Here is a 13,868-nt window from a genome sequence, read left to right on the forward strand (position 1 = left end):
CGTGTTCCGAAAACCACGCTCCGGCGTGGTTTTTTTATGTCTGACAGATAGAGATGCCGGTAACTCACTGATAAAAAATGATATTGTTACAGACTGATGAATAGCGTTAAGTGAAGCCTTCAGTGTCCAAGGAGGCGTACTTATGTTGATCGAACACTATTTTTCGCAGTTACTGGCTTTCTCATCCACGCCGCATTGTCAGGCACTTTTACAGCGGCAGTATCTGACCGCAGCGAATTTACTGCTGCCGGTACCTGCCGTGATCCGGCAGGATGGTTTTCCCGATGATATTACCCTGGCCCGGTTGTGTTCTGACAGTTATCAGCCCGGCTGCCGTGATATCGGCGGTGTCAGCCGTTCTGATGCGCAGACACTGGCCTCACTCTCACTGACAGAAGATCAGCTGAGCAGCCCGTCCGGCCTGCAAAGCATGATTTATCATTATCGCGATACCGGTATTCTGGCATTTGCGGGCAGTAATGATATGCCGGATATGATGACCAATATCCGCCAGGGGCGCGGATTACCGGCCCGGCAGTATCAGGAGGCCGTGTCACTGGCAGCACATCTGTTGTCGCAATCCGTGTGTCCGTGGCTGTTTGTCGGGCATTCTCTCGGCGGCGGTCTGGCTTCATTCTGTGCGGTGGTACTTCAGCAGCCGGCGGTGATATTTAATGCCGCAGGGTTAGCGGAAAATACGCTGGCGGAAGAGGGGGTGTCTCTGGTGACGGCGCACGCGCGCGGGGCCGAACTTATCCGCCATTATGTGCTGGAACATGACTGGCTTACGCATATTCAGGACGGACTGGATATCCCGAAAGCGCTGGGGCAGCGGATAGCGCTGGATTATTATCCGCCGCAGCATGCGCATTCCGTTTTGCAGAAACTGGTTCTCGGTGTGAAAGCGCATACCCTGTCGCAGGTGGTTACCGCGATGGAACAGATGGATGAAACCCGGGAGTAAGCATAAAAAAACGGACTGTGACAGTCCGTTTTCTTTTATCAGAGAGAAGGAATTCCGCTTATTCCTGTGGTTCAGCGGCCGCAGGAGTTTGCTCCGTATGATCTGCGCCTGGCTTGCGTCGTTTTCCGATATTTTTACTGACGCGGTGACGGATTTTGGTTTTTTTCTTCTTCTCAGTTTCAGCGGCTTTCTGCTCTTTGCGCTTGGCGAGCACTTTTTTCGACGGCTTGTACGTCGCTTTCTCCGATGGCGCACGGGTTTTCGGCCGTAATTCATCAATCACCCGCATTTTAACCGGTTCCTCAACATAACGGATGATTTTGCCGAGCAGTGGTTGATCGTGAGATTCCACCAGCGAAATGGCCACACCTTTGCGTCCGGCACGGGCGGTGCGCCCGATACGGTGCAGATAGACATCTGCGGTGCGCGGCAGGTCAAAGTTAAACACGTGGCTGATATCTTCGATATCGATCCCGCGGGAGGCCACATCGGTGGCGATCAGCACCGTGGCGCGCCCGTCAGTCATACGGCTGATGGCTTCGTTGCGTTTCGCCTGAACCATCTCACCTTCAAGATAACAGGAAACAATATCCTGTGTGCGCAGCCAGTCAGACAGTTCACGCACGCGCTCACGTTTACGGACAAACACCACCGTTTTGGTGACATCCGGCTGTTTCAGCAAATGTGCGAGCAGGGCTTTCTTGTGATCGAGGTCATCGGCACGAAGATAGAACTGCTGGATCTTTTTGCGCTCACGGCGTGACGGATCTGCTTCGATCTCAACCGGTTCGTTCAGGATCCGTTTGGCGAAATCGCGGATAGCCTGACCTTCGAGGGTGGCAGAGAACAGCATGGTTTGTGTGCGCCAGCGGGTTTCACCGGCGATAGTTTCGATGTCGTTGGCAAAGCCCATGTCCAGCATGCGGTCGGCTTCATCGAGGATCAGGATCTCAACCGCACGGCAGTCAAAGTTTTCTTCTTTTATATACTGCAGCAGACGCCCGGTGGTCGCGACAACAATATCCTGGTTCTCACTGAACACTTCGGCGTGGTTCATATAAGCCACACCGCCGGTGATCGTGGCGACATCGTGATGGGTGAACTGACAGAATTCTCTGGCCTGATCCGCCACCTGCATAGCCAGTTCGCGGGTCGGGGTCAGGATAAGCACGCGCGGCGGCCCGGATTTTTTACGCGGGAAATCAGACAGGTGCTGAATGGCCGGCAGCAGATAAGCGGCAGTTTTGCCGGTGCCGGTCGGGGCTGAACCCAGAATATCACGATTATCCAGCGCAGCCGGAATAGTGGCTTCCTGAATGGCGGTCGGGCGCTCATAGCCCTTGGCATCCAGTGCGCGGATCAGTTCATCGTTCAGTTCGAGTTCAGAAAAAGTAGTTGCAGTCATTATATACCTCTGTTTGGACCGCTGATTATAAACGGCTTGGACAGGATCTTCATCAAAAATAGTTGTCAGCGTGCGGGACTTTCTTCTGCGGGCAGAAGTCCGTATCCTGTCGCCGGGATTTCTTTATTTTAACAGACAAACAGTTCCGTGATGATGACAAATGAAAAACAACCTCCGCGCCGCCGTGGTTTTGCCTGCAAACAATTTTTTGTGGCCCATGACCGCTGTGCCATGAAAGTCGGTACCGACGGGGTGCTGCTCGGCGGCTGGGCACCGTGCGAAAATGCCCGCCATATTCTGGATATCGGCACCGGCAGCGGGCTGGTGGCACTGATGCTGGCGCAGCGTTCATTGCCGGATACGCAGATTGACGCGGTGGATATTGATGCCGGCGCAGCGGCCCAGGCTGCGGAAAATTTTCTGACGTCACCGTGGGGAGACCGGTTGCGGGTGTTTCATCAGGATATCGGTGAGTTTATCCGTACCTGTCCGGAATTTCGTTATGATCTTATCGTCAGTAATCCGCCGTATTTCGCCCCGGCTGTTGCCTGCCGTGACAGTGCGCGGGAAACCGCCCGTTACACCACATCACTGGAACATCCGCAGCTTTTGCGGCATGCGGCAAAACTTATCACGCCGGACGGTTTGTTCTGTGTGGTGCTGCCGTACACCACCGGACAGGATTTTATCACCGCCGCCGGTGAGCAGAACTGGTTTCTGCACACGCAGATTGCTGTATCAGATAAACCGGATACCCCTTTTCACCGGACATTGATCGCCTTATCACGCCGCCCGGTCAGTGCGCTGCACCGGACGATGAGTATTAAAACGGAAGAAGGCAGTTATAGCGCTGATTTTAAATCATTTATTACCGGGTTTTATCTGAAATACTGAATTACGCCGTTGTGATGACAGTAACGGTGCTTTTTTCAGAGAAAAATACATTAAACAGGATATTTGTACTGCCATGAGGCAATTTTCTGCGATTATCAGAGGGATTACCGGCAAAAACGTGGTAATCTGTAACGTTAATTACCGGAAAGAGAGTGTGAGGGTAAATACACAGGACTTATCCGAAAAATATGCAGCAAGGATCACAAAAAGGATCCTTTTTTGTAATTTTTTTAAAAGAAAAATGAACTTCGCTATTTTAGCTGACTCAAAGTATCGCTTGCTCATGATGAAGTGAAGCGAAACAGGAAAGAGAATGGTGAAGCTGAGCTTCGGGAGATAACACTGCGAATGAGCGAGCAGTTAACGGATCAAATGCTGGTTGATCGGGTACAGAAAGGGGATCAGAAAGCCTTTAATATGCTGGTGGTACGTTATCAGCACAAGGTGGCAAGTCTGGTATCCCGCTATGTTCCGCAGAGTGATGTTCCGGATGTGGCGCAGGAGTCCTTTATTAAGGCGTACCGCGCAGTAGGGTCATTTCGCGGTGACAGTGCATTTTATACCTGGCTGTACCGTATTGCGGTCAACACAGCAAAGAATTACCTGGTTGCTCAGGGGCGCCGTCCGCCGTCCAGTGATGTGGATGCCGGTGATGCTGAGAATTTTGAATCCTCAGGGGCGTTAAAAGAAATTTCGAACCCTGAGAACTTAATGTTGTCTGAAGAATTAAGAGCGGTGGTTTTCCGCACGATCGATTCCTTACCCGAGGATCTGAAAACGGCGATTACATTGCGTGAGCTCGATGGTCTGAGCTATGAAGAAATAGCTGAGATTATGGATTGTCCGGTCGGTACGGTTCGTTCCCGTATCTTCCGCGCACGCGAAGCCATCGATAATAAAGTTCAGCCACTGATACAAAATCAGTGAGCACTTAAATCACACTGAAGGGAACGTAGGCATGCAAAAAGAGACACTTTCCGCACTGATGGACGGAGAAACTCTTGACAGTGAAGTGGTTACCGCACTGACACAGGATGCAGATCTGCAGGCAGAATGGGCCGGTTATCACCTTATCCGTGATACCATGCGCGGCGATCTGCCGGATGTTATGCATTTTGATATTGCGTCACGGGTAGCTGAAGCACTGGCGCAGGAGCCGGTTTATATCGCACCTCAGGCGATCCCTGAGTCTCAGCCTGAACCGAAAACATGGCGTGATTACGGATTTGTGACAAAACTGCGCCCGTGGGCCAGTCAGCTAACACAAATCGGTATGGCAGCCTGTGTGTCACTGGCCGTGATTATCGGTGTTCAGCACTATAATACTGACGGCACAGAGAGCGTGGTCAGCGGTGATGCATCTGCATTCAATACCGTTCCGTTTATGGGCAGTGCCTCACCTGTCAGCCTGGATCTGAAAAACGGCGCCGGTCTTGCTCCGCAGACCCGTTTTGATCAGGAGCGCGGTGCGCGTCTGAATGCGATTTTCCAGCAGTATGAACTGGATCGCCGTGTACACACGGATGGTCAGCCTGAAGTTAAACAGACAGCCACCCCGGAACAGGGTCGCACGTCTTCACAACCACAGCAGTAGTAATGAAACGAATCTGGTTATCCGTTGCTTTTCTGACGGGCAGCCTGTTACTCGCAGCACCGGCCTCAGCACAACAAAGTGCTGAGGCACTGCTGCAGAATATGGGTAACGCTTCCCGCACACTCAGTTATGAACTCTCTTTTATCACCATCTCCCCGAAAGGTATCACACCGGTTCGTTACCGCTATGCGGTTATGGATGGTCAGCCTGTCGCGCAGATTATGCAGATGGACAGCTCCCGCCGGGAAATTGTCCAGCGTGGTCAGGAGATCAGCTACTATGAGCCGGGGCTGGACTCATTCAGCCTGAGCGGTAATCACATTGTTGATTATCTGCCGTCGATTATTTTCGCGGACTTCAATGCACTGAAAGCCTATTACAATTTTATTGATGTCGGGCGGATCCACATCGGTGATCATCCGGGCCGGGTCGTACGCATCACTTCAAAAGATAATTCACGTTACAATTATATTGTTGTCGCGGATGAAGAAACCGGCTTGCCGTTACAGGTGGATCTGCTGGATCAGAATAATGTCTCACTCGAACAGTTCCGCGTGGTTTCTGCTTCCGTGAATAACAGTAATGTGACAGAAGCCCTGAAAGCGGTGCAGTCTGTCACTATGCCGCCGGTACTGGCTATTCCGCAGCCGGAAAAGGTCAAATTTGACTGGGATGTGATGCGTCTGCCTAACGGGTTCAAAGAAATGACCCGCAACCGCCGTCAGGTGGGTGAGCAGGAATGGGTTGAAACCGTGATGTTCAGTGACGGCCTGTTCTCATTCTCCGTGAACGTCGCCAAAGCGGTTAAGACAGCAGAAAATCAACAGACAATGCGCCAGGGTTCGCGTACGCTCTACACCATACGTAAAGGTGATAATGAGATCACTGTCTTTGGCGAACTGCCTCCGGCGACAGCCCGGCAGATAGCTGACGGTGTGACATTCAGCGGAGGTTAATATGGTCAGAGAGTGGGCAACCGTGGTGCGCTGGCAGAACGGGCGCGCGGTGCTGCGTTACGGGTCATCTGCCGGATGCGGCAGTTGCAAAGCCCGGGCGGCATGCGGCTCTTATCTGCTGAATAAACTGGGGCCGGAAGCAGAGCATCAGCTTGAAATTCCGGTCAGTGAGCCGCTGGTGACCGGCCAGAAAGTGGAAGTCGGGATCCCCGAAGGAAGCCTGCTGCGCTCGGCAATGCTGGTGTATCTCACGCCGCTGCTGGGTTTATTTACCGGTGCGGGGCTGGTGCAGGCACTGGCGGAAAGCCAGTCTGCGGTTCTCGCGGGTGGCCTGCTGGGCGGCGCTGCAGGGTTCCTGCTGGCGCGTAAAATTGCCCGTCACTGGAGCGGCTCTGAGGATTATGAACCGGTCATCCTGCAAATCGGCCTGCCGCCGTCAGAACTCAGTATTGATATGTGTGAGTCCTGATTTATCCTGCTCCCCCGTTATAAAGTATGCCGGTCATGATTTGACCGGCATTTTTTTTACCGCGGGAATGTCAGTGATCCCTGTATTTTTTATACTGCTCAGATTGCATACTGTTATAACCGGGTATTTTCTGAGGTGCAGGGACGGGCTATCGCCTGTGCGATCCATTTTGACTGCACGCCCGGGAAGGTTACCCGCCTGCAGTATGAATAAAAAATAATGGTCTGTACCGTTCTTGCAGAGCGGTGTTTTTTCTGCGGTAAAATGAACGTTTCTTTGAGTTGAGTGTCTGTAGCATGTAGAATGCTGGCAATAAGTCTATTAACCAGCAATATAGAGTGTTGGCTTTGAGTCCTTACAGGTGTCCAAAGCTAGTTTTATAGGGCATTACAAAGAAGAATTTTATCTTGAAAATTAACCATATCCGAAATTTTTCCATTATTGCTCATATCGATCATGGTAAATCCACCTTATCGGATCGCATTATTCAGATTTGCGGCGGCTTATCCGACCGTGAAATGGCGGCGCAGGTTCTGGACTCAATGGATCTGGAACGCGAACGCGGCATTACCATCAAAGCCCAGAGTGTGACACTGGATTACACCACGCAGAGCGGGGACACGTACCAGCTCAACTTTATCGACACCCCGGGGCACGTTGACTTCTCCTATGAAGTCTCCCGTTCACTGGCAGCCTGTGAAGGGGCGCTGCTGGTGGTAGATGCGGGGCAGGGTGTTGAGGCGCAGACGCTGGCAAACTGCTATACCGCACTGGAAATGAACCTGGAAGTGGTGCCGGTTCTGAACAAAATTGACCTGCCTGCCGCCGACCCGGAGCGGGTGGCGGAAGAAATTGAAGATATCGTCGGGATTGAGGCGGCAGATGCTGTGCGCTGCTCGGCGAAAACCGGCGTGGGCGTGACTGATGTGATCGAACGCCTGGTGCGCGATATCCCGCCGCCGGAAGGTGACCCGGATGCACCGTTACAGGCACTGATTATTGACTCCTGGTTTGATAACTATTTAGGGGTTGTGTCACTGATCCGTATCAAAAACGGCACACTGCGCAAAGGCGATAAAATCAAAGTCATGAGTACCGGCCAGGTGTATAACGCTGACCGTCTGGGGATCTTCACACCAAAACAGGTGGATAAAGATATCCTCCGATGCGGTGAAGTGGGCTGGCTGGTCTGTGCGATTAAAGACATTCTCGGGGCACCGGTCGGGGATACCTTAACCGGTGCACGCGCACCGGCGGATAAACCGCTGCCGGGCTTTAAGAAAGTCAAACCTCAGGTCTACGCAGGTCTGTTCCCGGTCAGCTCTGATGACTATGAAGGCTTCCGTGACGCGCTCGGTAAACTGAGCCTTAACGATGCGTCCCTGTTCTATGAGCCGGAAAGCTCTACCGCGCTGGGCTTCGGTTTCCGCTGCGGTTTCCTGGGTCTTCTGCATATGGAGATTATCCAGGAGCGTCTGGAGCGTGAATATGATCTCGATCTGATCACCACCGCACCAACGGTTGTCTATGAAGTGGAAACCACCGGCGGTGAAATCGTCTATGTTGACAGCCCGTCCAAACTCCCGCCGCTCAATAATATTGAAGAGCTGCGCGAACCGATCGCGGAATGTCATATGCTGCTGCCGCAGCAGTACCTCGGTAACGTGATCACCCTGTGTATCGAAAAACGCGGTGTGCAGACCAATATGGTTTATCACGGCAACCAGGTCGCACTGACCTATGAAATCCCGATGGCGGAAGTGGTGCTCGATTTCTTCGATCGCCTGAAATCCACCTCACGCGGGTATGCGTCACTGGATTACAACTTCAAACGCTTCCAGGCGTCTGATATGGTGCGCGTGGATGTGCTTATCAACGGCGATCGTGTGGATGCGCTGGCACTTATCACTCACCGTGATAATTCCATGTACCGCGGTCGTGAGCTGGTAGAGAAGATGAAAGATCTGATCCCGCGTCAGCAGTTTGATATCGCGATTCAGGCGGCTATCGGCACCCATATTATTGCGCGTTCAACAGTGAAACAGCTGCGTAAAAACGTCCTGGCGAAATGCTACGGCGGTGACGTCAGCCGTAAGAAAAAACTGTTGCAGAAACAGAAAGACGGTAAGAAACGCATGAAACAGGTCGGTAACGTTGAGTTACCACAGGAAGCGTTTTTAGCCATTCTCCATGTCGGCAAAGATTAATTATTCAGCAGGTTGTAAGGAGACATAATGGCGAACACTTTTGCGCTGATCCTGACCCTGGCAACGTTGGTTACCGGGATCATCTGGGTGGTGAATAAATTTAAAATTCAGCCGGCCCGTAAGAAAAAACTGGCGCGCATGGCCGAACTGACAGAAGGAACCATGGATCAGGCACATCTGGCTGAAACAGTAGCCAAACCGGGCTGGGTGGAAGGTACGGCATCCCTGTTCCCGGTGCTGGCGATTGTTTTGATCGTGCGCTCATTTATTTATGAGCCGTTCCAGATCCCGTCCGGATCCATGATGCCGACACTGCTCATCGGCGATTTTATGCTGGTGGAAAAATACGCTTACGGGTTAAAAGACCCGATCACGCAGACCACCCTGATTAAAACCGGGGAGCCGAAGCGCGGTGATATTGCCGTGTTTAAATATCCGGAAGATCCGCGTGTCGATTATGTCAAGCGTGTGATTGGCCTGCCGGGCGATAAAGTCGTTTATGACCCGTATGCCAAAGAGTTACAGGTCTATCCGGGCTGTACCAAAGACCAGAGCAGCTGTGAAACCCTGCCGGTCACTTATGGTCAGGAATATGAAAGCGAATGGGCTATCCGCTGGGAAAAATCTCCGCTGGGCGGCTCCTTTATGAGCGGCGGCGCCCGTCAGTTCCCGATCGAAGATGATATGGAAGTCGGTTATCGCCGTCAGGCGGAACGGATTGAAAATCTGGGACCGGTGGCTCACCATATTCTGACCGTCCCGGAAATCACCCCGGACAGCATCAGCGGGCAGCGCCTGTTCCGTCAGCCGGGATTACCGGAGTACACCTGGGTGGTGCCGGAAGGGCATTACTTTATGATGGGTGATAACCGTGATAACAGTGCGGACAGCCGTGTCTGGGGATTTGTACCTGAACAAAACCTGGTCGGTCGTGCCAGCTTTATCTGGTTAAGCCTTGAAAAACAGGAAGGTGAATGGCCTACCGGTCTGCGCCTGAGCCGTTTCGGGCGGATAGAATAGAAAAAACAGAATTTGCTGAGCATTACCTGTCATCACAGTGTAGAATATGCCCCGCAAAATGATTGGCTCCCCGGTTTCCGGGGAGCCAGTGCAAACGCAACAGTTTTGTATCGCGGTTTTTTGCGGCTACAGGTCTGTTGCGTGTGCGTTTTATAAACATCCTAATTTTTGGTCGCACATGAACCCGATAGTGATAAACCAGCTGCAGCGAAAACTCGGCTATACTTTTACCCGTCAGGACTTATTAATGCAGGCACTCACTCACCGCAGTGCCAGCAGCAAACATAATGAACGCCTGGAATTTCTCGGCGATTCTATTTTAAGTTTTGTTATTGCCAATGATTTATATCACCGCTTCCCGAAAGTGGATGAAGGGGATATGAGCCGGATGCGCGCCACACTGGTGCGCGGAAATACCCTGGCGGAACTGGCCCGTGAATTTAACCTCGGCGAATGTCTGCGCCTGGGACCCGGAGAGCTGAAAAGCGGCGGCAGCCGCCGTGAATCGATCCTCGCGGATACTGTTGAAGCCCTGATTGGCGGGATTTTTCTCGACAGTGATATTCAGACAATTGAGCGGATTATCCTCAGCTGGTATGAATCCAGACTGAACGAAATCTCGCCCGGGGATAAACAAAAAGACCCGAAAACCCGGTTACAGGAATACCTTCAGGGGCGGCATCTGCCTCTGCCGAACTACCTGGTTGTTCAGGTAAAAGGTGAAGCTCACGATCAGGAGTTCACCATTCACTGCCAAATCAGCGGTGTTGAACAGCCGGTAAAAGGAACCGGTTCCAGCCGCCGGAAAGCCGAACAGGCCGCAGCGGAACAAGCATTAATTTTGTTGGAGCTTGAATGAGCGAAGAAAACACCTATTGCGGCTTTGTCGCGATAGTCGGACGTCCCAATGTGGGCAAATCCACCTTACTGAACCAGTTACTGGGGCAGAAAGTCTCTATTACCTCGCGGAAACCGCAGACCACGCGGCACCGTATTATGGGGATCGATACACAGGATAATTATCAGATTATTTATGTGGATACCCCGGGGCTGCATATTGAGGAGAAACGGGCAATCAACCGCCTGATGAACCGTGCGGCCAGCAGTTCTATCGGTGACGTTGAACTGGTGATTTTTATGGTTGAAGGCACTAACTGGACACCGGATGATGAGATGGTACTGAATAAAGTCCGTTCTCTGCGCTGCCCGGTGCTGCTGGCCATCAACAAAGTGGACAACGTGGAAGACAAAACCAAACTGCTGCCGCATATTGCGTTCCTCAGCCAGCAGATGGATTTTCTTGACGTGGTGCCGCTCAGTGCCGAGAAAAAAATGAATGTCGATACCATTGCGAACATCGTGCGTCAGCACATTCCGCAGGCGCCGTTCCACTTCCCGGAAGATTACATCACTGACCGCTCACAGCGTTTTATGGCCTCTGAAATCATCCGTGAAAAACTGATGCGTTTCCTCGGCGATGAACTGCCGTACTCGGTGACTGTGGAAATCGAACAGTTTGTTGTGCAGGACAACGGCGTATTTCAGATCAACGGTCTGATCCTCGTTGAGCGCGAAGGTCAGAAAAAAATGGTTATCGGCAACAAAGGCAGCCGTATCAAAACCATCGGGACTGAATCCCGTATTGATATGGAACGCCTGTTTGATGCCCGTGTTCACCTCGAACTGTGGGTGAAAGTCAAAGCCGGCTGGGCAGATGATGAACGTGCACTGCGCAGCCTGGGTTATGTTGACGACCTGAAGTAACGTAATAATGGACGGCTGGCAGCGCGCATTTGTACTCCATAGTCGCCCTTACAGTGAAACCAGTCTGATGCTGGATGTGTTCACTGAACAGGAAGGGCGGCAGCGCCTGCTGGCGAAAGGGGCACGCCGCCGCCGTTCCGGTCTCAAAGGGGCATTACAGCCCTTTACGCCGCTTCTGATCCGCTGGGGCGGGCGCGGGGAACTGAAAACCCTGCGTGATGCGGATCCTATCTCCCTCGCATTACCCCTGAGTGGTACCGTCCTTTACAGCGGCCTGTATATTAATGAGCTGCTCTCCCGTGTGCTGGCTAACGGCGTCACCTATTCCGCACTGTTTTTTGATTACCTGCGCTGCCTTCAGTATCTCGCGGCCAGTGATACCACGCCGGAGCAGGCACTGCGTCAGTTTGAACTGGCACTGCTGCATCATATCGGTTACGGCGTGGACTTTCTCCACTGCGCGGGCAGCGGGCAGGAAGTCTCTGACACCATGACCTACCGCTACCGCGAGGAAAAAGGCTTTATCGCCAGCCTGGTGGTGGATAACAGCAGTTTCACCGGTCGCGAACTGAAAGCCCTTGCCGCCCGGGAATTCCCGGATGCGGAAACTTTACGTGCCGCCAAACGCTTCACCCGCATCGCCTTAAAACCCTATCTCGGTGGAAAGCCATTGAAAAGCCGCGAATTATTTCGTCAATTTGTGCGCCCGCCGTTGGTTTCAAAAGAAAATGACCGCAGTGGTTCCTCTTCGTCTGAAAAAGGTTAAACTGAATAACAAAAGTTACCCGGAGGATGATAAAAAATGAGTGAAGTTTTATTGGGTGTAAACATTGACCACATTGCCACTGTCCGTAATGCACGCGGCACCAGCTATCCGGATCCGGTTCAGGCGGCATTTGTCGCAGAGCAGGCGGGTGCGGAAGGTATCACTGTGCATCTGCGCGAAGATCGCCGTCATATCACCGATCGTGATGCGGAACTGCTGAGACAAACCATTCAGACCCGAATGAATCTGGAAATGGCGGTCACCGATGAGATGGTAGATATCGCCTGCCGTATCAAACCGGCGTTCTGCTGTCTGGTGCCGGAAAAACGTCAGGAAGTTACCACGGAAGGCGGGCTGGATGTCGCCGGTCAGAAAGAAAAAATCGCCCGAGCGGTGAAACGTCTGACTGAAGCCGGGATCAAAGTTTCCCTGTTTATTGACCCTGACCATACCCAGATTGACGCGGCGGATGATGTCGGTGCGCCGTTTATTGAGATCCACACCGGTGCTTATGCGGATGCGGAAACATCTCAGGAAGAAGACAAAGAATTTATCCGTATCAAAGATGCGGTTGCCTATGCGGCTGGTAAGGGCCTGAAAGTGAATGCCGGACACGGCCTGAACTATCACAATGTTCAGCGCGTGGCAGCACTGCCTGCTATTTATGAGCTGAATATCGGCCACGCTATTATTGGCCGGGCGGTCTTCAGCGGACTGGCTGCAGCCGTTGCGGATATGAAAACCCTGCTGCGGGAAGCCCGTCGTTAATGGCTATTGTCGGTATCGGTACGGATATTGTTGAAATAAGTCGTATTGAAGCGGTTATCGGGCGTTCCGGTGACCGCTTTGCAAAACGGATACTCAGTGAGGCGGAGTGGGACGTTTACCGGCAGCATAAACAGCCGGTGCGTTTTCTGGCCAAGCGGTTTGCGGTTAAAGAAGCAGCATCCAAAGCACTGGGCACCGGGATCCGCCGGGGGCTGGCATTTAACCAGTTTGAAGTCAGTAATGATTTACTCGGCAAACCTAACCTGACCTTTCTCGGCTATGCCGGGGAACTGGCTGCCGCCCGTGAAGTCACACACTACCATGTCTCTATCGCTGACGAGCGTCATTACGCTTGTGCAACGGTTATTCTCGAAACAAACACCTGACAGATGCGCCCGGCTGCGGGCGCATCATTGCGCTTAAATCTTATCGGCGTGGTACATCAGCACAAATTTATCCCACAACATTTCCTGTGTCTCGGTATGCTCAGGATCGATAATAATCGTGTTGGTAATCGGACAGACTGACTGGCAGGTCGGTTTATCATAATGCCCGACACACTCAGTACATAAATCAGGATTAATTTCATAGATAGAATCCCCCATTGAAATTGCTTCATTAGGGCACTCGGGTTCGCACATATCACAATTTATGCAACGTTCGGTAATCAGTAACGCCATAGTCGCTATCACCATATAAATTATTTAAAATTCAGTAACTTATATCTTGCACTTATACGTTACTCTCTGACCGGTTTCTGTAAATATAACCAGTATTATAACCTTGGTTTTCCTGTTTCAGGAACACAAATCAGCAACACAAGCCTTTACTCCTGCCGTCACTGTCTTAATTATCTCAAAAAATCGCGCTGAGCAAAGTACGAAAGAAAAAATTTTTCCGGCTGCGTGCTTTGGCTGGTTCTGTAAAATGTAAAGCGTACACTTATTACTCTGTGATTTTCGGATAAATGATACGTTTTTAAATCATCTGAAAAGGGTAGTAGCATATGTTACTTAATGCAGATTTTAATAAAAAGAGATATAAATCGCCCCGGCTGTGCA

15 protein-coding genes are annotated in these 13,868 nt (G+C 51.8%); 13 read left to right on the plus strand and 2 right to left on the minus strand.

Features of this window, described 5'->3' with window-relative positions:
- Nucleotides 1-142: 142 nt before the first annotated feature.
- Nucleotides 143-964: an XLPA gene (locus U868_RS23990; RefSeq protein ID WP_025152043.1), complete on the plus strand. Its 822-nt coding sequence runs from the start codon at nucleotides 143-145 to the stop codon at nucleotides 962-964.
- A 58-nt stretch (nucleotides 965-1,022) separates the two neighbouring features.
- On the opposite strand, the gene srmB is transcribed toward U868_RS23990, so the two are convergent.
- On the minus strand, nucleotides 1,023-2,369 hold the full coding sequence (gene srmB, locus U868_RS0103290; RefSeq protein WP_025152044.1) for an ATP-dependent RNA helicase SrmB: 1,347 nt from the start codon (nucleotides 2,367-2,369) through the stop codon (nucleotides 1,023-1,025).
- A gap of 150 nt (nucleotides 2,370-2,519) precedes the next feature.
- Here srmB and U868_RS0103295 point away from each other — a divergent pair, with 150 nt between their 5' ends.
- The 12 genes from U868_RS0103295 (at nucleotide 2,520) to acpS (ending at nucleotide 13,193) form a co-directional block, all read left to right on the plus strand.
- Nucleotides 2,520-3,263: a tRNA1(Val) (adenine(37)-N6)-methyltransferase gene (locus U868_RS0103295; RefSeq protein WP_025152045.1), complete on the plus strand. Its 744-nt coding sequence runs from the start codon at nucleotides 2,520-2,522 to the stop codon at nucleotides 3,261-3,263.
- A gap of 348 nt (nucleotides 3,264-3,611) precedes the next feature.
- On the plus strand, nucleotides 3,612-4,190 hold the full coding sequence (gene rpoE / locus U868_RS0103305; RefSeq protein ID WP_004236997.1) for an RNA polymerase sigma factor RpoE: 579 nt from the start codon (nucleotides 3,612-3,614) through the stop codon (nucleotides 4,188-4,190).
- A gap of 31 nt (nucleotides 4,191-4,221) precedes the next feature.
- Nucleotides 4,222-4,857: an anti-sigma-E factor RseA gene (rseA, locus tag U868_RS0103310; RefSeq protein WP_025152047.1), complete on the plus strand. Its 636-nt coding sequence runs from the start codon at nucleotides 4,222-4,224 to the stop codon at nucleotides 4,855-4,857.
- A gap of 2 nt (nucleotides 4,858-4,859) precedes the next feature.
- Entirely contained in the window at nucleotides 4,860-5,813 is a 954-nt protein-coding gene (gene rseB / locus U868_RS0103315) for a sigma-E factor regulatory protein RseB (RefSeq protein WP_025152048.1), read from the plus strand.
- Between the two features lies 1 nt (nucleotide 5,814).
- Nucleotides 5,815-6,282: a SoxR-reducing system protein RseC gene (gene rseC / locus U868_RS0103320; protein WP_025152049.1), complete on the plus strand. Its 468-nt coding sequence runs from the start codon at nucleotides 5,815-5,817 to the stop codon at nucleotides 6,280-6,282.
- 413 nt (nucleotides 6,283-6,695) lie between these two features.
- Nucleotides 6,696-8,489 (plus strand): translation elongation factor 4, encoded by a 1,794-nt coding sequence (gene lepA, locus U868_RS0103325; RefSeq protein ID WP_025152050.1) that lies wholly within the window; start codon nucleotides 6,696-6,698, stop codon nucleotides 8,487-8,489.
- Between the two features lie 27 nt (nucleotides 8,490-8,516).
- Nucleotides 8,517-9,509 carry a signal peptidase I gene (gene lepB, locus U868_RS0103330; RefSeq protein ID WP_025152051.1) on the plus strand — a complete coding sequence of 331 codons (993 nt, stop codon included), beginning with the start codon at nucleotides 8,517-8,519 and terminating at the stop codon, nucleotides 9,507-9,509.
- Between the two features lie 178 nt (nucleotides 9,510-9,687).
- Nucleotides 9,688-10,368 (plus strand): ribonuclease III, encoded by a 681-nt coding sequence (gene rnc, locus U868_RS0103335; RefSeq protein ID WP_004236985.1) that lies wholly within the window; start codon nucleotides 9,688-9,690, stop codon nucleotides 10,366-10,368.
- The gene (era, locus tag U868_RS0103340) at nucleotides 10,365-11,273 is read left to right on the plus strand and encodes a GTPase Era (RefSeq protein WP_004236984.1); all 909 of its coding nucleotides are present in this window, start codon (nucleotides 10,365-10,367) and stop codon (nucleotides 11,271-11,273) included. Before rnc ends, era begins: the two co-directional genes overlap by 4 nt.
- A 7-nt stretch (nucleotides 11,274-11,280) precedes the next feature.
- Nucleotides 11,281-12,039 carry a DNA repair protein RecO gene (gene recO, locus U868_RS0103345; protein WP_025152052.1) on the plus strand — a complete coding sequence of 253 codons (759 nt, stop codon included), beginning with the start codon at nucleotides 11,281-11,283 and terminating at the stop codon, nucleotides 12,037-12,039.
- A gap of 36 nt (nucleotides 12,040-12,075) precedes the next feature.
- A complete protein-coding gene (gene pdxJ / locus U868_RS0103350) occupies nucleotides 12,076-12,807 on the plus strand; it encodes a pyridoxine 5'-phosphate synthase (protein WP_025152053.1) in 732 nt (243 codons plus the stop codon).
- On the plus strand, nucleotides 12,807-13,193 hold the full coding sequence (acpS, locus tag U868_RS0103355) for a holo-ACP synthase (RefSeq protein WP_025152054.1): 387 nt from the start codon (nucleotides 12,807-12,809) through the stop codon (nucleotides 13,191-13,193). Before pdxJ ends, acpS begins: the two co-directional genes overlap by 1 nt.
- Nucleotides 13,194-13,226: 33 nt before the next feature.
- Here acpS and U868_RS0103360 read toward each other — a convergent pair whose 3' ends face one another.
- On the minus strand, nucleotides 13,227-13,487 hold the full coding sequence (locus U868_RS0103360; RefSeq protein ID WP_015422607.1) for a YfhL family 4Fe-4S dicluster ferredoxin: 261 nt from the start codon (nucleotides 13,485-13,487) through the stop codon (nucleotides 13,227-13,229).
- Between the last annotated feature and the right edge of the window lie 381 nt (nucleotides 13,488-13,868).

This window comes from Morganella morganii H1r (genome assembly GCF_000633515.1).
In the GTDB taxonomy this organism is placed as follows: Bacteria; Pseudomonadota; Gammaproteobacteria; order Enterobacterales; family Enterobacteriaceae; genus Morganella; species Morganella morganii_B.

Excerpts from the sequence above, each read along its gene's own strand:
- pdxJ (WP_025152053.1), top strand. The coding sequence starts at position 12,076 with ATGAGTGAAGTTTTATTGGGTGTAAACATTGACCACATTGCCACTGTC.
- rnc (WP_004236985.1), top strand. The coding sequence starts at position 9,688 with ATGAACCCGATAGTGATAAACCAGCTGCAGCGAAAACTCGGCTATACT.
- rseB (WP_025152048.1), top strand. The coding sequence starts at position 4,860 with ATGAAACGAATCTGGTTATCCGTTGCTTTTCTGACGGGCAGCCTGTTA.
- rpoE (WP_004236997.1), top strand. The coding sequence starts at position 3,612 with ATGAGCGAGCAGTTAACGGATCAAATGCTGGTTGATCGGGTACAGAAA.
- U868_RS0103295 (WP_025152045.1), top strand. The coding sequence starts at position 2,520 with ATGATGACAAATGAAAAACAACCTCCGCGCCGCCGTGGTTTTGCCTGC.
- era (WP_004236984.1), top strand. The coding sequence starts at position 10,365 with ATGAGCGAAGAAAACACCTATTGCGGCTTTGTCGCGATAGTCGGACGT.
- lepB (WP_025152051.1), top strand. The coding sequence starts at position 8,517 with ATGGCGAACACTTTTGCGCTGATCCTGACCCTGGCAACGTTGGTTACC.
- rseA (WP_025152047.1), top strand. The coding sequence starts at position 4,222 with ATGCAAAAAGAGACACTTTCCGCACTGATGGACGGAGAAACTCTTGAC.
- acpS (WP_025152054.1), top strand. The coding sequence starts at position 12,807 with ATGGCTATTGTCGGTATCGGTACGGATATTGTTGAAATAAGTCGTATT.
- rseC (WP_025152049.1), top strand. The coding sequence starts at position 5,815 with ATGGTCAGAGAGTGGGCAACCGTGGTGCGCTGGCAGAACGGGCGCGCG.
- U868_RS23990 (WP_025152043.1), top strand. The coding sequence starts at position 143 with ATGTTGATCGAACACTATTTTTCGCAGTTACTGGCTTTCTCATCCACG.
- srmB (WP_025152044.1), bottom strand. The coding sequence starts at position 2,369 with ATGACTGCAACTACTTTTTCTGAACTCGAACTGAACGATGAACTGATC.
- recO (WP_025152052.1), top strand. The coding sequence starts at position 11,281 with ATGGACGGCTGGCAGCGCGCATTTGTACTCCATAGTCGCCCTTACAGT.
- U868_RS0103360 (WP_015422607.1), bottom strand. The coding sequence starts at position 13,487 with ATGGCGTTACTGATTACCGAACGTTGCATAAATTGTGATATGTGCGAA.